Origin of the sequence: Phaeocystidibacter luteus, from assembly GCF_008933115.1 — a bacterium.
Taxonomy (GTDB): Bacteria; Bacteroidota; Bacteroidia; order Flavobacteriales; family Schleiferiaceae; genus Phaeocystidibacter; species Phaeocystidibacter luteus.
Window position 1 is genome coordinate 174,036 of sequence record NZ_WBVO01000003.1, and the last position, 20,521, is coordinate 194,556.

Consider the following 20,521-nt stretch of genomic DNA (forward strand, 5'->3'; position numbering starts at 1 on the left):
TTTGTTGCAAAGATAAGTAACCTAGGATTCTTGTAATTATGCGGACTCCCTCTTAATTTAGAACCGTTATAAATTACCAGAAGTAGTCAACAATGCATGTTCCGAGGCCATCTATGTGTTAAATTTGCCAACCGAAGTACGGAATCGTATCATTTGAGGTCCCTTATGAAAAATCTTTACCGATTTCACATTCGCCTAATCCCATTGATGCTTAGCATTTTTGCGATGGGATTTGCAGCGAATGCCCAGAGCATCGAAGGCGATGCAGCCGCGGGCGAGAAATTGTTCAAAACCTATTGTGCATCCTGCCACAAGCTCGATAGCAAGGCCATTGGTCCTGCGCTCGGGGGCGTGACCGACCGTCGTGAAACCGACTGGTTGTACAGCTGGATTAAGAACAACGCAACTTTCCGCGCTAGTGGTAATTCAGATGCAATTGCCATTTTCGAAGAGTATAATGGTTCTGTGATGCCGCAGTTCGAGTACCTCAGTGATGAGGAAATCGGCAACATCTTGGCGTACACGGCTAATCCACCTGCAAAGCCTATTGTTGTTTCAGACGGTCCAGTGGTTGCTGGCGGCGAAGCTGACAATAGCGGCATGCAGATGTGGGCCATGATCATTCTTGGAGCCATCTTCCTCGTGTTGGTGTTCATCCTTGCAACCGTTCGCAACACACTTCGTGTCGTGAAGGGCGAGGAGCCAATCACCGTTGTAGAGGACGCTTCAAATTATGCTAAGTTCCTTCGCAAGAACACAGGCTTCATGACGGTATTGACTATCGTAGTTGCTGTGGCCTTCCTCAACGTTACTTACTGGTACCTTATGGATGTAGGTGTTGAAGGTGGAAAGGGAATTGAAGCTAGCTACATGCCACCACACCCAGAGCCAGGTCAGGAAGCGCAATACGGAGAGCAACCAATTGCTTTCTCTCACAAATTGCACGCAGGCGAGAATCAAATCGACTGTAACTACTGCCACAGCTCAGCGCGTCACAGCAAGACTTCTGGTATTCCATCTGCAAACGTTTGTATGAACTGCCACATGTATGTGAATGGTTCTGAAATTACAGACGAAGCTGGAAATCCTAAGTACGGAGGTGAGCGCTCACCAGAGATTCAGAAAATTTATGATGCAGTAGGTTGGGATGCCGACAAACTCGCATACATCGAAGGGTATGAAGAGAAGCCAATCCGTTGGGTTCGCATTCACAACCTTCCAGATCTAGCATACTTCAACCACGCACAGCACGTGACCGCAGGTCAGGTAGAGTGCCAGACTTGTCACGGTCCGGTTGAAGAAATGGAAGTTATGTATCAATACAGCTCACTAACTATGGGCTGGTGTATCAACTGTCACCGCGAGACAGAAGTTAAAGTGAATACGAACGGCTACTATGAGCCACAGCACGACAAGCTCGTTGAGAAGTACCACGGTGAGAACATCACTGTTGAGAAAATTGGCGGTCTCGAGTGCGGTAAGTGTCACTATTAATAAATCCGGATCATCATAATGGCTACGACAAAGAAATATTGGAAGAGCTTCGACGAACTGGCAGGAACACCTACTGCACAGAAGCTCGCTCAAAATGAGTTTGCTGAAGAGATTCCGGTTGAGGATTTCCTCGGTGACGACAACGCCCTGTCGAATTCAAATACAAGTCGTCGTGACTTCTTGAAGTACCTAGGGTTCTCTACAGCCGCTGCTACACTTGCAGCCTGTGAGTCTCCAGTGGTAGAATCAATTCCATATGTAGTTAAGCCTGACGCAATCACTCCAGGCGTTCCTAACTACTATGCATCTACTTACTTCGACGGTAACGACTACGCTAGCATCCTCGTGAAGACTCGCGAAGGTCGCCCTATTAAGGTTGAGCCGAACGATATGGCTGCCTTCAACGGTGGAACCAACGCTCGCGTTCAAGCTTCAGTTCTTTCCTTGTACGATTCAGCTCGTCTGCGTCAACCAATGAAAGGCGGCGAAGCAATGTCTTGGGGCGATGTTATGTCTTCACTTCGTTCTGAATTGAAGAAGGCGAACGATTCTGGAAAAGAAGTTGTGCTTCTTACTTCTAGCATCATCAGCCCATCTACAAAAGAAATTATTGCCGAACTCGGTAACCAGTTCACCAACTTCCGTCACGTTTCTTACGACCCAATGTCGTACTCAAACAAGCTTGACGTTTGGCAGAACATTCTTGGAGAGCGCGCGCTTCCAAGCTACCGTGTTGAGAATGCCGACTTGATTGTAGGTGTAGGCGCTGACTTCTTGGCCAATTATACAGGTCAAGACGTAGCAAAAGCTTACACGGATCGTCGCACTCCAGGTAAGGATATGAACCGTCACATTCAAATTGAAACTCAGCTTTCATTGACGGGTTCTAATGCCGACAAGAGAATTAAAGTGAAGGCTTCCGAGCACGGTGCTGTTCTCCTTCACCTTTATAATACGATCGCAGGTATGAAGGGTGGTACTTCACTCGCCTCTGCGAACCTTCCAGAAGAGAAGAAAACTATGATTGAAGGCGTTGCCAAGGAGTTGGCGAACGCTGGAAGCAAAGCGCTCGTTCTCGCTGGAAACAACAACTTCGCACAGGAAGCTCTAGCTGCTGGCATCAACCGAATGCTCGGCAACTTTGGAACGACTGTGGACACGAATACTCCAGTTTATCTTCGTCAAGGTGACGACAAGGCAGTTGCCTCGTTGATCGCTGGAATGAAGTCTGGAAACGTTGGTGGATTGATTACATGGGGCGTTAACCCAGCTTACAGCTTGAATGGCTTCGCTGAAGGCATCGAGAAGGTAGGCGTTACCGCTGCACTTACAGATCGTATCGACGAAACTGCTTCGAAGTTCGGCTACCAACTTCCAGTGAACCACTTCTTGGAGAGCTGGGGAGATTACATGCCAACTTCAAATGTTTATTCCCTTGCACAGCCAACTATTCGTCCGTTGTTCGACACCATGCAAGGTGAAGAAGTGTTGATGAACTTGGCTGGTATCGATGGAAGCTATCACGCTTACCTCAAAGGATTCTTTGCGGCTAAGGTTCAGATGGCTGCCCCAATGCTTTCTTGGAACACCGTATTGCATGATGGCTCTGCTGAAGTGCCGAACATGTATGCCGCTTCTGAAGCAATGGGCACTATTGATATGAATGCTGCGGCTTCAGCTGCCAACAACGACGTTAAGTCGGCAGGTGAAATGGAGATCTTCTTCTATCAGAAGACGGGAATGGGCGTAGGTAACCAGGCTAATAACCCTTGGTTGCACGAACTTCCAGATCCAATTAGCCGTGTGTCTTGGGACAACTACGCAACCATTTCTCAAGCAGATGCTGAGAGATTGGAGATTGCTACGAAGGCAAACAGTATGGGTGCATACGACGGATACACAGTTACCCTTAAAGTGGGTGACCGTACGTTGAATGGCGTTCCTGTATTTGTTCAGCCTGGTCAAGAATCTGGAACCATCGGTTTGGCCGTAGGATACGGTCGTACCATGGTAGGAAAGGCTGGAGACAATGTAGGTGTGAATGCATTCGCATTGATGTCTGGTGATCACTATGCAACTTCTGCTGAGATTTCTGAAATCAGCTCAGATCGCGATCATGGATTTGCCTGCATCCAGTTGGCTCACACGATGATGGGACGTAAGATTGTAAACGAGACTACGAATGACGTTTACATGACTGCGGCTCCACAAGAGTGGAATGAGCTTCCATTGTTTGAAACATTCAAAGGCAAGATGGGTCCAGATAAAGTGAACCTCTGGGAGGATCACGATCACGAGACCGGCCATATGTGGAACATGTCGATGGACTTGAACAAGTGTATCGGTTGTGGAGCATGTGTGGTAGCTTGTCACCTTGAGAATAACGTACCTGTTGTAGGTAAGGAAGAAGTGCGTAAGCACCGCGATATGCACTGGTTGCGTATCGACCGCTACTACTCATCTGAGGAGAGCTTTGCGGCTGACGAAGAGAAGGTAGAAGAAATGAGCGGCTTGTGGGGTGAGAACGGATCATTGGGTGGATTTGGTGAGCTTGAGAAAGCTTCTGAAAACCCTGCTGTAGCGTTCCAGCCTGTAATGTGCCAGCACTGTAACCACGCTCCGTGCGAGACTGTATGTCCGGTTGGAGCTACGGTACACTCAAAAGAAGGTTTGAACCACATGGCTTACAACCGTTGTATCGGAACGCGCTACTGCGCAAACAACTGTCCGTACAAGGTTCGTCGCTTTAACTGGTTCAACTACAAAGGAAATGAGGACTTTGCTGACTTCAACCCATCGCAAGATGAGTATGGCAAGATGGTACTCAATCCGGATGTTACTGTTCGTGCACGTGGTGTTATGGAGAAATGTTCACTCTGTATCCAACGTATTCAATACAACAAATTGGAGGCTAAGAAAGCCGGTAAGCCAATTGAAGATGGTCAATTCACAACTGCATGTGCTCAAGCATGTGGAACGGGAGCGATTACCTTCGGTGACGTAAATGATACGAACAGTGCGGTATATGCAGCGAAAAATGATACTCGCGCATACCACTTGCTCGAAGAGATTGGAACGCAGCCATCTGTGTTCTATCAGACGAAAGTTCGCAATACTAAAGAAGCCTAATTCAACCTGACTAAAGGAGATCGCTGATGCATTACGAAGCGCCTATACGTGAGCCCCTTATTATAGGAGACAAATCGTACCACGATATAACAGTGGACGTGGCTCGCCCAATTGAAACGGCACCTCCCCGTTCTTGGTGGATTGTTTTCTCCATCTCACTAGTAATGTTCTTGTGGGGTGTGGGATGTATCCTCTACACCATTGGCACCGGTATCGGTGTTTGGGGACTTAATAAAACTGTAGGATGGGCATGGGATATCACCAACTTCGTTTGGTGGGTAGGTATCGGTCACGCCGGTACTCTTATCTCTGCGGTACTCTTGCTCTTCAAGCAAAAGTGGCGTATGTCTATCAACCGCTCTGCAGAGGCGATGACTATCTTCTCTGTAATCCAAGCGGCGTTGTTCCCAGGAATTCACATGGGTCGTATTTGGTTGGCCTATTTCGTATTCCCAATCCCGAACCAGTTCGGCTCACTTTGGCCAAACTTCAACTCACCACTTTTGTGGGACGTGTTCGCGATTTCAACGTACTTCTCAGTATCAATTGTATTCTGGTACGTAGGTCTAATTCCTGACTTTGCCGCGATTCGCGACCGTGCTGTTCGTCCAGTTACGAAGCACGTGTACAAGATTCTTAGCTTTGGTTGGGGCGGTAAAGCCAAGCACTGGCAGCGTTTCGAAGAGGTTTCTCTCGTACTCGCAGGTTTGGCTACTCCACTCGTACTTTCAGTACACACTATTGTATCCATGGACTTCGCAACATCGGTGATTCCAGGATGGCACACCACCATCTTCCCACCATACTTCGTTGCGGGTGCGATCTTCTCGGGATTCGCCATGGTACAGACGCTTCTCATCATCATGAGAAAGCTCTTCAAGATGGAAGACTACATCACAATTCAACACGTAGAAATGATGAACATTATCATCATGGTTACGGGGTCGATTGTGGGTATCGCTTATATAACCGAGCTATTTATCGCATGGTACTCTGGTGTTGAATACGAACAATACGCGTTCCTCAACCGTGCTACTGGTCCTTACTGGTGGGCATACTGGTCGATGATGACGTGTAACGTATTCTCTCCACAGTTAATGTGGTCTAAGAAGCTCCGTACTAGCTTGATGTTTACATTCTTCATTTCGATTGTAGTAAACATCGGTATGTGGTTCGAACGATTTGTAATTATCGTGACTTCACTTCACCGTGACTACTTGCCTTCATCATGGTCAATGTTCTCTCCAACGTTCGTTGACATCGGCATCTTCCTCGGTACAATTGGATTCTTCTTCGTATTGTTCCTTCTTTATGCACGTACCTTCCCGGTAATTGCACAGGCGGAATTGAAGACGATCTTGAAGTCATCTGGTGAAAACTATAAAAAACTCCACGAGCAGCATGGCGACCACTAGTAGCAAAGAAATCATCCGCGCTCTATACGACGACGATGACGTGATCTTGAAGGCCGTCAAAGACGTTCGTGAGAAGGGCCACCGCGTAAGCGAAGTTTATTCTCCATTCCCAATTCACGGATTGGATCACGCTATGGGCTTGAAGCCAACGCGTATCGCTATCGCATCATTCCTTTATGGTTGTGCAGGTCTAACAACTGCCATCCTCATTACTTGGTTCATGATGAACCACGATTGGCCACAAAACATTGGTGGTAAGCCAAGCATGACTTGGGCTCAGAACATGCCGGCATTCGTGCCTGTGATGTTTGAGCTTACGGTATTCTTCGCAGCTCACCTTATGGTGTGGACGTACTTCGCGGTAAACAAGCTTTACCCGGGGGCTGAAGCGCAAAACCCAGACAAGCGTACTACAGATGACAAGTTCATGATGGAAGTACCAGTATCTGGCAATCGCGACGAGTTGGTTGAGCTTCTCAAGTCAACCGGAGCTATTGAGATTAATGATGTTAATGAAAATGCGTAAATCCATAGCTATGAAGATGACCACTGTCATCCGCGCAACACTTGCGGTTTCAGCCATGGCAGTCGTAGCAACGTCATGTAACTACGACAACTCGACACCAGGCTATACATACATGGACGACATGTATACTTCGCCTTCTTTGGAAGCCTATTCAGCGGCTGACGAGGATATTCTCAAGAATGGTATGTCGGCGCAAAAGCCTGTTGAAGGAACTATTCCACGCGGATACCACCCTTACGAGGTGCCAAACACGAACGAAGGCTATGCTTGGTCTAAACAACACAGCGATGTTGTTCCAGCTGGCTTCGCCGCTATGGATCCTGCCGAAGGCAAAGAGTTGTACACGATTTTCTGTGCACACTGCCACGGCGACAAAGGAGACGGAAACGGAATCCTTGTACAAAATGAAAAAATCCTCGGTGTACCAGGATACGGCTCAAGCCGTCTTCCGGACATCACTCCAGCTTCTGCATATCACGTTGTGATGTACGGAAAAGGTGTGATGGGTTCACACGCATCGCAAATCAACTACGACGAGCGCTGGAAGATTATCCGCTACGTGTGGAGCCTTCGCGCTGAGCAAGACGGCACTCCTGACATTGGAGAGTCTGTACAAGTAGAAGAGGAAGAAGCGCCAGCTGAAGAAGCTGAAGCTACTCACGAGGAAACTGAAGAACACGCATAATCTGACCTGAACGAAGAGCCATGTTTCAATTCACTTCGAAGGCAAAAATCCTAGCTTATGTGCTCATCGCCCTTGGCGCTGTGTCACTCATCATAGGGTTTACATCTGTTCCCGGCGATCATCACGCAGAGGGACATGACACGGAAATGCACGCAGAGGCCGGTCACGGTGACGCTCACGCGGAAGACACCCATGCAGAAGAAGCACATCACGATGATGCTCACCACGGCGATGATCACGCCGAGGAAGGTCACGGTGATGCCCACGCAGCTGCTGGCGATGATCACGGTCATGCTGAGTCTCACGGCGCGCACGGCGATCATGACGCCCATGCAGAGCACGCTCACCACCAACAGCAGAACCGCCCGTGGTCTGCATTCTTAGTTAACACGATCTTCTTCCTTGCAATCGGTATCGGTTCAATCTTCTTCCTAATGATCCAGTACGTAGCACGTGCAGGATGGACCGTTGGAATGTTCCGAATCTTTGAAGCAGTTGGTCTATTCGTAGCCATCCCATTGATCGGTATGTTGATTATCGTTTTCACAGGTGCGGCAGACGTTCACCACATCTGGCACTGGATGGCGGACGGTATCATGGACCCTGAGTCAGCAAACTACGACGCAATCATTGCGGGCAAAGAGGGATATTTGAATAACACATTCTTTATCATTCGCGCAGTAGTTTACGCTGCTGTTTGGTTCGGAGTTATCTACCTCGTTCGTAAGAACAGCTTGAAGGAAGATCAAGAAGGTGGAACGAAACGTTACCACAAGATCTTCAAGATTGCAGCATTCTTTACTGTATTCTACGGTGTTACATCTTCTACGAGTGCATGGGACTGGATTATGTCAATCGACACACACTGGTTCTCAACACTCTTTGGATGGTACACATTCGCGGGTATGTTCGTAACCGCATTGGCAACATTGAACTTATTGGTTGTGTTCCTCCGTTTCAACGGCTACACACCATGGTTGAATGAGAATCACCAGCACGACTTGGCAAAGTTCATGTTCGCGTTCTCCATCTTCTGGACGTACCTATGGTTCTCCCAGTTCATGTTGATTTGGTACTCGAACATTCCTGAAGAAGTTACGTATTACATGCAGCGCTTTGGTCAGTACAATACCTTGTTCTTGATCATGGTTTCCATGAACTTCATCGCTCCAGTATTGTTAGTAATGTCACGCGATTCTAAGCGTGTGATGGGATTGGTTTCATTCACGGCTGTGATTGTATTAGTAGGTCACTGGTTAGACCACTTCATCATGATTATGCCTGGATCTGTAGGTGAATATTACGGATTCGGTTGGGCTGAGATTGGTGGATTCATGCTTTACGCAGGACTATTCATTCTAGTGGTGTTCCGAAACCTTGCAAACGCTCCGCTTCTCCAGAAGAATCATCCAATGGTGGTGGAAAGCAAACACTTTACACTCTAATCGCATAATCGAAGGATAAGATGTTTGAAATTATTGGATTCATAGTTGCCGTCCTCGGTATCATAGCCATCGCTCAAGTAGTGAAGGTGTATGAGGCTTCTTCAAAATTGAAGGAGAAAGACGGCAATGACGTTACGTCTAAAGACAACAACACGCAGGGTCGCCTAATGCTACTCTTCGGTATCCTTTTCATGGTTTCTTTTGTGGCCATGATTATTGGTTGGGGTGATGTAATGCTCGATACTCCGGCTTCAGAGCACGGATCAGATTACGACTTCCTTTGGGACGTCTCTATGGCTATCATCATTGTTGTGTTCGTTATCGTGCAGCCAATCTTGTTCTACTTCGCATGGAAGTACCGTGGTACGAAGGGACGCAAGGCTACTTACTACGAGCACAACAACCGCTTAGAGCTTATCTGGACCGTTGTTCCAGCCTTGACATTGGCTGTTCTCATCATCTACGGATTGACTACTTGGTCGAACGTGATGAACCCAGATAACGAAGATCAGGAACCAATTGTGGTTGAACTTTACGCTCAGCAGTTCTACTGGACTGCACGTTATGCAGGTGAGGATAACATCCTCGGTGAAGCGAACGTGCGTTACATTGGAGGTTCTAACGTGGTTGGTATCAATGATGCCGACGCGAATGGTCACAATGATATCATCACAAGAGAGCTCGTTCTTCCAAAAGGACAGCCGGTACTTTTCAAGTTCCGCTCACAGGACATTATTCACTCAGCGTACTTCCCACACTTCCGTGCACAGATGAACTGTGTGCCAGGTATGGTTACTCAATTCCAATTCACTCCAACCGTTTCTACTGAAGAAATGCGCAGAGATCCTTCTATCATGCAGAAAGTAAAACGTATCAATGAGATTCGTTCTGCAGAAGGCAAAGAATCATGGGAATTCGATTACGTTCTTCTTTGTAACAAAATTTGCGGTGCGGCACACTACAACATGCAGATGCCAATTCGTGTTGTTGAGCAAGAAGAATATGATGAATGGATCAGTGAACAAAAGACCTTCCTAGAGTCTTTGTAAGATATAGTGCTGAAGAAAGAACTTTAAATGGGTAATAGTATGTCGGCAGAAGCACACGCACACGACGAACACCACGAGCACCACGAGACCTTCTTTACGAAGTATGTGTTCAGTATGGACCACAAGATGATTGCCAAGCAGTTCCTGATTACAGGTATGATTATGGGTGTCATCGGTGTGGCAATGTCTCTCCTTTTCCGCCTTCAATTGGCATGGCCAGGAGAGAAGTTCGAAATCCTAAACGTATTGTTGGGTGATCGTTTCGCTCCAGATGGCGTGATGGATCCTAACATCTACCTAGCCTTGGTAACCATTCACGGTACCATCATGGTATTCTTCGTACTAACTGCCGGATTGAGCGGTACGTTCTCAAACCTCCTAATTCCTTTGCAGATCGGTGCGCGCGATATGGCTTCAGGTTTCATCAACATGTTGTCTTACTGGTTCTTCTTCGCTTCGAGCGTTGTTATGGTAGCTAGTTTGTTTGTTGAGGCTGGACCAGCATCTGCAGGTTGGACGATCTACCCACCATTGAGTGCATTGCCACAAGCAATCCCGGGTTCAGGTGCAGGTATGACGCTTTGGTTGGTATCAATGACCTTGTTCATCGTTTCATCTCTTATGGGAGCGCTGAACTACATCGTAACCGTACTCAACCTTCGTACGAAAGGTATGAGCATGACACGCTTGCCACTTACAATTTGGGCGTTCTTCGTAACAGCCATCTTGGGTGTGCTTTCATTCCCAGTTCTTTTGAGCGCAGCATTGCTTTTGTTGTTCGACCGCAGCATGGGAACGAGCTTCTACCTTTCTGATATCATGATTGCCGGTGAGGTTCTTCCGAACCAAGGTGGTAGCCCTGTATTGTTCGAGCACCTTTTCTGGTTCCTCGGTCACCCAGAGGTTTACATCATCCTTCTTCCAGCACTAGGTATCACCTCAGAGGTTATTTCTACCAACTCACGTAAGCCAATCTTTGGATACCGTGCGATGGTGGGTTCAATCCTAGCAATTGCATTCTTGTCGTTCATCGTGTGGGGTCACCACATGTTCGTAACAGGTATGAGTCCGTTCTTGGGTTCAGTCTTCACCTTTACAACCTTGTTGATTGCGATTCCATCCGCCGTAAAGGCATTTAACTACATCACCACCCTTTGGAAGGGTAACTTGCAGTTCACTCCTGCGATGTTGTTCTCTATTGGACTTGTATCTACGTTTGTTGCTGGTGGTCTTACCGGTATCATCCTTGGTGATTCTGCTCTAGACATCAACGTTCACGATACCTACTTCGTAGTTGCTCACTTCCACATTGTAATGGGTCTATCAGCCATCTTCGGAATGTTCGCCGGTGTATACCACTGGTTCCCTAAGATGTTTGGTCGACGTATGAACAAGATGCTCGGGTATCTACACTTCTGGATCACATTTGTGTGTGCCTACGGTGTATTCTTCCCAATGCACTTCACTGGTCTAGCAGGTCTACCACGTCGTTACTTCTCTAACCAAGAGTTCCCGATGTTCGACGACCTTCAAGACATCAACGTATTGATTACTTTCTTCGCAATTGTAGGCGGTATTGCACAGGTGTTCTTCTTGTTCAACTTCTTCTACAGCGCGTTGCGTGGACCAAAGAGTTCACAGAACCCATGGCGTTCAAACACTTTGGAATGGACTACTCCAGTGGAGCACATCCATGGCAACTGGCCTGGAGCAATTCCAGAGGTACACCGTTGGGCTTACGACTACAGCAAGCCTGGTATGGATGAAGACTTCGTTCCTCAGATTGTACCATTGAAAGAAGGAGAAGAGTCAGGTCACTGATTACCTTCCCCATGATATAAAGAAAGTCCTCATCATTCGATGGGGACTTTTTTGTTTTGTGTACCTCACAAAGAGGTGGACAAGCTCGTCCATTGCCCTATCCAGCCTGCTTTGAAAGATGTCCACCAAATGTCCACCATGAGAATTCACAACTTCGTTGGATAGACCGTATCTTGTGTGGTGATGGGGTGGGGGAAATCCCACCAAGGTATGCTCAATCTCTCGCCATGAAACGTCTTCATATCATTATTGGTGTCCTACTTACAGGTCTAATAGTTTCTAGCTGTAGCTCTGATAGGAAATCAGATGCAGTTTTTCCTCCTGCCGATGTGGAAGTCCATGAGGAGGTCGAAAGAGATTCTACTGTGCAGACATGGTCTCACCCAGATTCATTGCTTTCCGACTTTTACTACCGCTACTTACGTTACGATTGGCGGATGAGTTCCGTTCCTGAAGGTTACCTGTCCGATCGTTTACAGTTGGCTCTCATGGTTTCTGGAATTGATTGGGACCCTTTCATAAATGGGCAAGATAATAGTCCATTTTGGATTGAAGAAGAGCCGGAGTTTCGTCCTATCTCAGAAGACGGATTTACTCACCGCGTAATTCTTGGGCCATCAAGTGAAAACCCGCATGAAATCTTCTTAAGGGTTTCAAAGATCAATGGAGATTACAGAATTGACTCACTTGACTTCATGTCGGAAGATGTGCTCCGAACCCTTCAGCTATGGAAGGATATGAACCCAGATAGTGCCAACATGTTCCTCGAAGAGGTGATTTCTCATTTCAAATCGGAAGATTGGGACAGAGCCGAAAACTCTGAGTACTATTCTAAACGATATCAAAAAGCGGTGGAGGTGTGGAACCTGCCGGGCATCCCGTTGCTCGGCACTTCTGATTGGGGTCCATATGTGAGGACTTGGAACTATGATATTTACTTCAGTCAAGAAGCGACTTTTACACATGAGATTGGATGGGTAAGCGAAGGAAACTATTGGACGATACCAGTGAAGGTGATTGTCGAGGATGGGAAATACGTGGTTGATTCAATATCGGAAATAGATGAAGATCGGATGACGGCTATCAACCTCATTGGTACTTACGTGCTGCTAGATTCCCTCTTCGATAACTGTGTAGAAGCCAAAGTAACTCCAATTGAATTTCTACGTCAGGGTAAGGTCGATCTCGATAGCCTTGTAATTCATGCGAATATGCGCGAGCTGATGATTGAAGAAGGAGACTCCTTAGTTCCATATATCCCCAATGACTATTTGATCCTCGAATCAAACATTGATCTGGGCCATCTCGCCTACGTTTATTACCCTGAGTTTAACCTCAAGGAAATTGAATTGGATTGGATTCAATTTGAGAATACGTCGACCAAATGTGATTCAATTCAAGCCGTTCTGTCTAGTTACAGCCTGTTTTACGTTGAGGATTACTCTATGGACGTCATTTTTTTAAAGCCTGTGTTTCTTCCTTAGTTGGGTATTCGATCTCAATCATGGGTTTCAATGACCATCATCCCTTATGCGAAGTCCAAATCCATAGCCAAAAGCTTTTCCATCGCCCCAATTTGATCTCTCAGCTTTCGAAAGAACTCGGATCTCTGCTTCTCAGCGCTACCCGAGATCAGCACTCCTAAGTTCGCATGTTGTCGAAAGGCCTTTTCGTAATCTTCACAAAAGTTGGGGTTTGTAGTATTCACGAAATTGATGCCGTTAAATGCTACCCAGGCCATTCTGTTGGGACCAAGCTTAGCCATGGCTCCATTGGCCATCATGAGAAAATCACATGAGTACAGCTCGGCCTTAATCTTTTCCTTCTTCTCATTCTCTCTGGCTCTCGTCTCGCGTTCATCGATAAGCTTGCGCACGTCTTCTAAAACATGCTTTGCATCTTCTTTGTGTAGTAAGCCAGAACGATAATAGTATTGAATCTGTTCGAACACATTTGCCATAGTTCTTGGAGTCCATATCTCCGAAGTGGGCATGTCGTAATACGTTTGATTCAATTTATACCCAAGCTCCAATAGTTCTTTGGGAACCTTGTTGAAATCGAACACTTCATTACGTTCCATCAAATCGCTACCTGCATCCTTCAGCCATACTAATATTTTGAATGCTCCAAGGCTTGGAAACCTGAAATAAAAGAATAGCGGAAGGTCTCTAGCCGCATAGTATAAGGTCGCCTCAGGAATATTTCGGAGAGTTTCTAGCTGCGCGAGTGTAGTGTGGAAGTAAAGCTCCATGGTTTCGAGCGATACCACCTCTTGAGTTTTTTTGAAAATAACAACCTGACTGGGATCTGAATACATGGCCTCGTCAAGCGATATGAGATATCTTTCGCATAGCGTTGTCAGTTCCTCCGTACTAAACGGCGACTTCCCGCTGAGCTTTCTATAAGCTGATGCGGTGGAAATACCTAAGTCGGAGGAGATTTGATCTGCTGGTTTGGTGTGCGCTGGAAGTTGACGTTCTAATAGGCGAACGAACTTCGAATGAAATTCAGTAGCAGTCATATTTCTTTTGCGTGTAAAGAGAATTCTGGTGAAAAGATTCTCAGAATCTGAGAATTCCAATCACTCCAAGAAGCAAATTATCAAAATTTGAGAAAATAGTATTCTGAATTCTCGTTTTTTGAGAATTGATTGCGTTTCGTTCTCATCATTTGAGAATTCAATACACCAATTCAGGTTACTTTTACACCAGAACCTAGAAACCAAGTTGGCCTCACATCCAAAGAATTATCGACTGACGAAGGTCTCTCACAACCTCTCAACCCGCCAGTCGACCTAAGCGGAAAAGCCCATCGAAACAAATCGGTGGGCTTTTTTTTGCTCATACTTTCAAGGCAACATCTGCATCTAGAAGTCCGTCCGCAAGATGTGTCAGTAAGTTTCTAATGGCTTCAAATGGCTTCAAATGTGATTTGATCATCGGAATGATGAGGGGCCGGATAAACGGGGAATTGTCATCCCCTCCCCGTTCTCAAGCTACGAATCTCCCTGGATCTACTCGTGTGGTAAACGCATACAAACGTTTAGTTATCAACTTCACACAATTGGACAAATTTGTCCACCTGAGAATCAATCGTGAATGATTATTCCGTTGTAATTTGAAACCGGGGAGGGGCTAACCAGCCCCCGAGAAGAATCCAGCTCTTCCCAGCATTGATACCATCGTATTTATGTGCCATTCACAATGAACCTCTCTGGTGTTCCCAAGTGTTGAGTCCATTTTGATGGCTGCTAACTATGTGACTTTACTTTTGAATAGAGAAACGCACTACCTCCACCTGTAATCCCGCGATTCCCTACCTTAGCATTATGAACAGAATGCTCGATGGGGACGAAGAAGCTTTCTCTCCCGAAGAACTCGATGTAGAGAAAAAATTACGGCCCGCCTCGTTTGATGATTTTGCCGGGCAAGACAAGGTTCTTGAGAATCTCCGTGTATTCGTAGCTGCCGCCAAGGGCCGAGGTGAAGCCCTCGACCATGTTCTCCTTCATGGTCCTCCCGGACTTGGGAAAACTACCCTTGCAAACATCATTTCAAACGAACTTGGAGTTGGTATAAAGGTGACCAGCGGTCCAGTACTCGATAAGCCTGGTGATCTTGCTGGGCTATTAACCAACCTCGAGGAAAACGACGTTCTGTTTATTGACGAAATCCATCGACTTAGCCCAATCGTAGAGGAGTACCTCTATTCGGCCATGGAAGATTTCAAGATTGACATCATGATTGAAACCGGGCCAAATGCGCGAACCGTGCAAATTGGCCTGAATCCATTCACCTTGATAGGCGCTACGACACGTTCCGGCCTACTCACTTCTCCTCTTAGAGCTAGATTTGGAATCAATTCACGACTTGAATACTACAATACCGAATTGCTTTCCAATATTGTAGAGCGCAGTGCGGACATCCTCGAAGTTGAGCTAGACCCAAATGCAGCAGTCGAAATCGCGCGTCGAAGTCGCGGAACACCGAGAATTGCCAATGCCCTACTTCGCAGAGTGCGAGACTTTGCACAAGTGAAAGGAAATGGTGCGATTGATATTGAAATCGCGAAGTACGGCCTCAACGCACTGGATGTGGATGAGCATGGCTTGGATGACATGGACAACAAAATTTTGTCCGCCATCATCGACAAGTTTAGAGGTGGCCCAGTTGGTCTCACCACGCTAGCTACAGCCGTTTCAGAGCAAGCGGATACCTTAGAGGAAGTTTACGAACCCTATCTCATCAAAGAGGGATATCTCGTACGCACTCCTCGCGGAAGGATGACTACCGACAAGGCATACAAGCACTTAGATAGAACCAAACCCGCAGATCAACGTGGTCTGTTCGATTGATGTCGAACCCAACCGAAAATGCCCAACTTATAAAACGTAGAGCACAAGAGCTTGGCTTTACAGGGTGCGGTATATCAAAGGCAGAATTTCTAGAAGACGAAGCTCCACGTCTCGAAAGGTGGTTAAATCAAAATCACCACGGTACCATGAAGTGGATGGAGAACCATTTTGACAAGCGGCTCGATCCAACTCTTCTTGTCCCAGGGGCCAAAAGCGTGATTAGCTTCACATTGAATTACTTTCCAGAAAAAGTTCAACATGGTGATGCTCCGAAGATAGCTAAGTACGCCTACGGAGAAGATTATCACTATGTCATTAAAGACAAGCTTCGCGAGCTGATGAATTTCATCACGGAAGAGATTGGAGAGGTGGACGGACGTGCTTTTGTGGATTCAGCCCCAGTATTAGATCGCGCATGGGCGGCAAAAAGTGGACTTGGATGGATCGGAAAGCACAGTTTGTTGCTGACGAAAAAGGAAGGTTCTTTCTTTTTCATCGGTGAACTGATTCTAGATTTAGAACTCACACCTGACCCACCTACCACCGATCATTGTGGTTCGTGTACGGCCTGCATGGATGCTTGTCCTACCGAAGCCATCATACAACCCTATGTTGTAGATTCTAAAAAGTGCATCTCGTACCTCACAATTGAGTTACGCGATGCCATCCCTGAGAGTTTTGCCGGTGAAATGAATGATTGGGCCTTCGGCTGCGATATCTGCCAGGATGTTTGTCCGTGGAATCGTTTTTCTAAACCCCACAGCGAACCTCGATTTAATCCCAAACCCGAACTTCTGGATATGAAGCGGGAAGAGTGGATGGAGATAACACGCGACGTGTTCAATGAAGTTTTTCGTCGCTCTGCAGTTAAGCGCACAAAGTATGAAGGGTTTGTGAGGAATCTTGACTTCCTTCAAAAGTAGAAGTAGGCCGCCAGCGACATCGTGACGGTGCGCGAGCCTTTAATCCAATCGTTGAAGAAGCCAGGAGGGCGTTGAACGATGCGCGTATCCCGAATAGGAGTGAGGCCGTAATGGGAACGAAGATTCAATGCGAAGCCTTCAGTTACTTGGTAATTCACCCCGATAATGCTGTTGAGCACAAAGGTGTTGTATGGTGGATCTGGGCCGAATTCACCATAAATGTTCTCCTCTGAAGTAATCACATTTATGTCACCCGAAATACCTGCCTCAACGCTTATTTTATCCCAGTGATAAACTGCCACGAGAGGAATGGAAATCTGATGAAGGTCTGTTCTGTAGAGTCCAGATGTATCTGAGACCGGTTCTCTAGACCCTCGCCAGATATATTGAAGTTCAAGGCGTGCCGACCATTTATCGGAGAAAGTTCGTTTGGCGAAGACGCCGATCTGAACTCCCACGTGGTCATATCCGCCTAGTCCGTCTCCATCAATCTGATTTCCGGTCAAACCGGCAAAGAACCCCCCATCAAAATTTTGGCTCCAACCCACAGTTGATGTGAGAAGGAGCCAAAATAGAATCTTTATCCTAACAGCCATTATTGAACGTCTGCTTGTACAACCTGCATCACCTCTTGGTTGCTATCATCAATCAAAATGACAACAATTTGCAGATTTGAAGAATCCCAAGTGCCGTCAAGCGGCGTGGTGTATGACTTCGTAAAGCTTGCGCTATCGGCAATGGCTCCACTCGCGAGGGCCTCGCCCATTGGAGCGGTAATGGAAGCTCGGAAGACATTCTCGTGAATATAATCGGGGTCCCGCGTGTCATCCGGCAGTAGCTGCGGCGCCACGATTCCATTCTCCTTGAGGTAAACGGCAATTTTATAGGTGCCGTTTTGAGCGCCCATGTAAATCACTTCGGCGTCAGTTTCAATAGTACCTCCATTGATGGTTGCACTGGCGATGATGTCTGCTATAGCAACTTCATCAATTCGAGTGGCGGTTTCACCAGCCCAAGAGGAGTACGTTTTGAAATGGCTGAACCCTGAACCGGTATAATCCACACGGCTTACCATACCGATCGGTTGTGCTGGAATACCTCCGAAGAAAGCGGCAATGTCATCGCCATCTTGTGTGGTGAAATCGGTTGGGTAATCAGGTGGATTTGGATCCGTAAATGTGGATGCTCCCGAGTGAATAGCCAATGGGATTACTCGCTCTCCATATAGACCAACAATTTGCTCAATTGCTTTAGTCGCTTTTGGGCAGTTCTTGCAACGGTGGCCGGTGAAATCTTCAATAAATACATTTCTATACACCGTATCGTTTCCTGGAGGTGGATTTACAGGTCCATCTCCCTTAATTGGATCGTCAATTACATCACAGCTAAGCACCCCCAGCGAAAGGATGCCGAAAATAGCCGCAACTCTTATCATTCCTCTATTCATCATGCTCCAATTAGAAGTTTGTTGTAACCGAGAGGCTCAAGCCATTACTTGGCGGAACTACTCGACAGATACCTCCAACGCAGAAGATACCCGCCTGTTGTCTACCATAGCTCACCTGAATTCGGGTTTGTCCTCTGAAGTACGTAACAGAACCTATTGGGTAGGTCAATTGTAGATCGGGATCTGTATGCCCGTAGTTGGAAATTACCTGTGCAGAGAAGAACCAATGTGGGCTCCAGCCGTACTCGAGAAGCAACATGGCCATGTCGCCACGATACTGCTCCGAGAATGCGCCTTGTAGCTCCATTCGGATACTGTGACGAGGCTTGAAAGTGTAGATCAATTCGAGAACACCAGCGTTCACGTAGGCGATTTCTTGAACATCAGGATTGTCCATAATCACTTGGTCTGTAACACCGTCTTCCAATACTGACTTGTTATAAGCGAAGTTGTAATACGAAGCAATCATCTTCCACTCTTTGGAGATCTTCTTCGTCACAATCACATCAAAGTCGGTGTAATAGTGAACTTGACCTTGCTTGAACCAATCCGTTACATATCCATCAGTACCGGCTTCGCCGATAGGCTTTGTCTCGTCAATCGGTTCTTTGTAAATACTGTAGGCATCCGCGTAATTTATGGCAACGTGGGTACCGTACTTTCCGCCAAAGAATGAACCTCTTTGGAACTTGTAAGCCACTTGAAGCTGGCGACCTACTTCGCCATTGATTTGTGTGGCGTACGGGAATAATGCTGGTAAAGCGTACGTGTGAAGCTGAGTTGTAGGAGGGAGGTAGTTGATGAAGGCTTCGAACTCCTTACCGTATCGGTCACTCCTAAAACTCATGTTGTCCAATCGCTTGAAGTTTGCGCTAATTGCGAATCCTCTTTGTGAATATGACAACTCGGAAAGGAAACCTAGTCCATCGCGGAAGATGAGACCGTTGTCAGCAGACGGATCATTTGCTTTGTAAACGAACTCAGCATTCCAGTGAAAACCACCCTTTTGGATGGTCAATCGACCTGAACCAGCGCCTACGTTTTCCGGTAAATTGTAAAAAGGGTCATTTGCTTCTTGATACTTGCTCACGAAGCTACCTCCTACATTGATTCTCCAAGTACTCTCCGCGAAAGAAGGGAAGAGTTCATTCAAGCTGAGGTCGGCATTGATACCACGCACAACTCCAGGGGCTTTGTCGAAGTAGACACGCTGCTTTCCGAGTACTCCGGTTAATTGGAGACCGGCAACAGGAGTGTATCTAATTCGAACACCGTCCATCACGTTGTCGAGACCAAGTCCGCGCTCTTCGTAAGCCCGGAAAATCATACCTGAACCGAACTGTTCATAGAAGTTGCCGACAGTGATGTCGAGATCATCTTGAACGTATTGGAGGTATCTATAAGTGATTCCTTCACCTCGAAACCCTTCGGGGTAACCGAGGATTACATTTTGATAGTTTTCGTAACGTACACCAGCACGGAAATTTCCGCGGGTGTAGTTGAAGTTTGCAAAACCTTGACCTAGGAAGCGTTCATCTGGATAGAATTCTCCTGCGGGGTCGATGGCTTCATCACGGACATAAAGTTGACCGTCGAACTGGAAATTCCCGTGAAGGGTTCCCCAATCCTCAGATTCTCCTTGTCCATCTTGCGCGGTTAGGCTTGCAGAACAAATCAGGGTCAGTCCTGCAATCAAAAGCTTTTTCACTCTGCTGCTTCTCTAATCACTTCCATGAGATGGAATTCATCCCCTGGAGCATATTTGTTGCTCGTATAAACTAATTCTCCGGCTGAGTTATAAACCATAGTGTGAGGAACGTTATTCACACCCATGGCTCTTTTGAGATCACTGTTTGTATCGAGATATACATCGTAATCCCAAGCCTTGGAGTTAACGGTATTGATTACTTGCTGAACCGTACGTGGATCATCGATTGAGATAGCAATGACCTTCACGTTTGTCTCGTCTACGAGGTCGAGGTAGTATTCAGCTAGAGCGTCGAGTTCCTTTTTACAAGGAGAGCACCACGTAGCCCAAAAACTCACTACAACCGGACCGTCGTGTTCAATGGTAGCGGCGTCAACTGACTGCCCTTCCATTGTTTTCACTTGAACATTTGGGAAAATTTGTGCCTCAGCGCTGATGGCTGCAATGGCAAAGCTAAGGATGAATAAGATTCTCTTCATGGTGTTGTATTAAATGAGGAACACCGACAGATTCGCTCTGCCGGTG

Annotated in this window: 16 protein-coding genes; 11 read left to right on the forward strand and 5 right to left on the reverse strand. The window is 46.7% G+C overall.

From position 1 onward, the window contains the following. The first annotated feature begins 165 nt into the window (after positions 1-165). The 9 genes from F8C67_RS06170 to F8C67_RS06210 all read left to right on the forward strand — a co-directional run bounded on the left by F8C67_RS06170 (position 166) and on the right by F8C67_RS06210 (position 13,048). On the forward strand, positions 166-1,494 hold the full coding sequence (locus F8C67_RS06170; protein WP_151666944.1) for a c-type cytochrome: 1,329 nt from the start codon (positions 166-168) through the stop codon (positions 1,492-1,494). 18 nt (positions 1,495-1,512) lie between these two features. Further along, positions 1,513-4,623: a TAT-variant-translocated molybdopterin oxidoreductase gene (locus F8C67_RS06175; RefSeq protein WP_151666945.1), complete on the forward strand. Its 3,111-nt coding sequence runs from the start codon at positions 1,513-1,515 to the stop codon at positions 4,621-4,623. A gap of 26 nt (positions 4,624-4,649) precedes the next feature. Further along, complete coding sequence (nrfD, locus tag F8C67_RS06180) at positions 4,650-6,038, forward strand: NrfD/PsrC family molybdoenzyme membrane anchor subunit (RefSeq protein ID WP_151666946.1); 1,389 nt, start codon at positions 4,650-4,652, stop codon at positions 6,036-6,038. Next, positions 6,025-6,564, forward strand: a complete 540-nt coding sequence (locus tag F8C67_RS06185) for a DUF3341 domain-containing protein (protein WP_151666947.1) — start codon at positions 6,025-6,027, stop codon at positions 6,562-6,564. The genes nrfD and F8C67_RS06185 overlap by 14 nt, the downstream gene beginning before the upstream one ends. Positions 6,565-6,574: 10 nt before the next feature. Continuing rightward, positions 6,575-7,249: a c-type cytochrome gene (locus F8C67_RS06190; protein WP_223277523.1), complete on the forward strand. Its 675-nt coding sequence runs from the start codon at positions 6,575-6,577 to the stop codon at positions 7,247-7,249. A gap of 20 nt (positions 7,250-7,269) precedes the next feature. After that, on the forward strand, positions 7,270-8,694 hold the full coding sequence (locus F8C67_RS06195) for a quinol:cytochrome C oxidoreductase (RefSeq protein WP_151666948.1): 1,425 nt from the start codon (positions 7,270-7,272) through the stop codon (positions 8,692-8,694). A 20-nt stretch (positions 8,695-8,714) separates the two neighbouring features. Continuing rightward, positions 8,715-9,743 (forward strand): cytochrome c oxidase subunit II, encoded by a 1,029-nt coding sequence (locus tag F8C67_RS06200; protein WP_151666949.1) that lies wholly within the window; start codon positions 8,715-8,717, stop codon positions 9,741-9,743. A 39-nt stretch (positions 9,744-9,782) separates the two neighbouring features. After that, positions 9,783-11,564, forward strand: coding sequence for a cytochrome c oxidase subunit I (locus F8C67_RS06205; protein WP_151666950.1), 1,782 nt, complete (start codon positions 9,783-9,785; stop codon positions 11,562-11,564). 227 nt (positions 11,565-11,791) lie between these two features. Further along, positions 11,792-13,048 (forward strand): hypothetical protein, encoded by a 1,257-nt coding sequence (locus F8C67_RS06210; protein ID WP_151666951.1) that lies wholly within the window; start codon positions 11,792-11,794, stop codon positions 13,046-13,048. Between the two features lie 44 nt (positions 13,049-13,092). On the opposite strand, the gene F8C67_RS06215 is transcribed toward F8C67_RS06210, so the two are convergent. Next, a complete protein-coding gene (locus tag F8C67_RS06215; RefSeq protein WP_170266379.1) occupies positions 13,093-14,145 on the reverse strand; it encodes a helix-turn-helix domain-containing protein in 1,053 nt (350 codons plus the stop codon). 747 nt (positions 14,146-14,892) lie between these two features. Between F8C67_RS06215 and ruvB the strand changes: the two genes are divergently transcribed. Both ruvB and queG read left to right on the forward strand, forming a co-directional pair. Then, positions 14,893-15,918, forward strand: a complete 1,026-nt coding sequence (gene ruvB / locus F8C67_RS06220) for a Holliday junction branch migration DNA helicase RuvB (protein WP_151666953.1) — start codon at positions 14,893-14,895, stop codon at positions 15,916-15,918. Further along, a complete protein-coding gene (gene queG, locus F8C67_RS06225; RefSeq protein ID WP_151666954.1) occupies positions 15,918-16,841 on the forward strand; it encodes a tRNA epoxyqueuosine(34) reductase QueG in 924 nt (307 codons plus the stop codon). The genes ruvB and queG overlap by 1 nt, the downstream gene beginning before the upstream one ends. Here queG and F8C67_RS06230 read toward each other — a convergent pair. Genes F8C67_RS06230 through F8C67_RS06245 form a run of 4 tightly spaced genes read right to left on the reverse strand, consistent with a single transcriptional unit; the run spans position 16,832 to position 20,475 of the window. Beyond that, positions 16,832-17,437, reverse strand: coding sequence for a porin family protein (locus F8C67_RS06230; protein ID WP_151666955.1), 606 nt, complete (start codon positions 17,435-17,437; stop codon positions 16,832-16,834). The two genes, queG and F8C67_RS06230, sit on opposite strands and share 10 nt — an antisense overlap. Beyond that, entirely contained in the window at positions 17,437-18,291 is an 855-nt protein-coding gene (locus F8C67_RS06235; protein ID WP_151666956.1) for an Omp28-related outer membrane protein, read from the reverse strand. The genes F8C67_RS06230 and F8C67_RS06235 overlap by 1 nt, the downstream gene beginning before the upstream one ends. 7 nt (positions 18,292-18,298) lie before the next feature. Next, a complete protein-coding gene (locus F8C67_RS06240) occupies positions 18,299-19,996 on the reverse strand; it encodes a DUF6029 family protein (RefSeq protein ID WP_151666957.1) in 1,698 nt (565 codons plus the stop codon). After that, positions 19,993-20,475 carry a TlpA family protein disulfide reductase gene (locus F8C67_RS06245; RefSeq protein ID WP_151666958.1) on the reverse strand — a complete coding sequence of 161 codons (483 nt, stop codon included), beginning with the start codon at positions 20,473-20,475 and terminating at the stop codon, positions 19,993-19,995. Before F8C67_RS06245 ends, F8C67_RS06240 begins: the two co-directional genes overlap by 4 nt. Positions 20,476-20,521 lie beyond the last annotated feature (46 nt).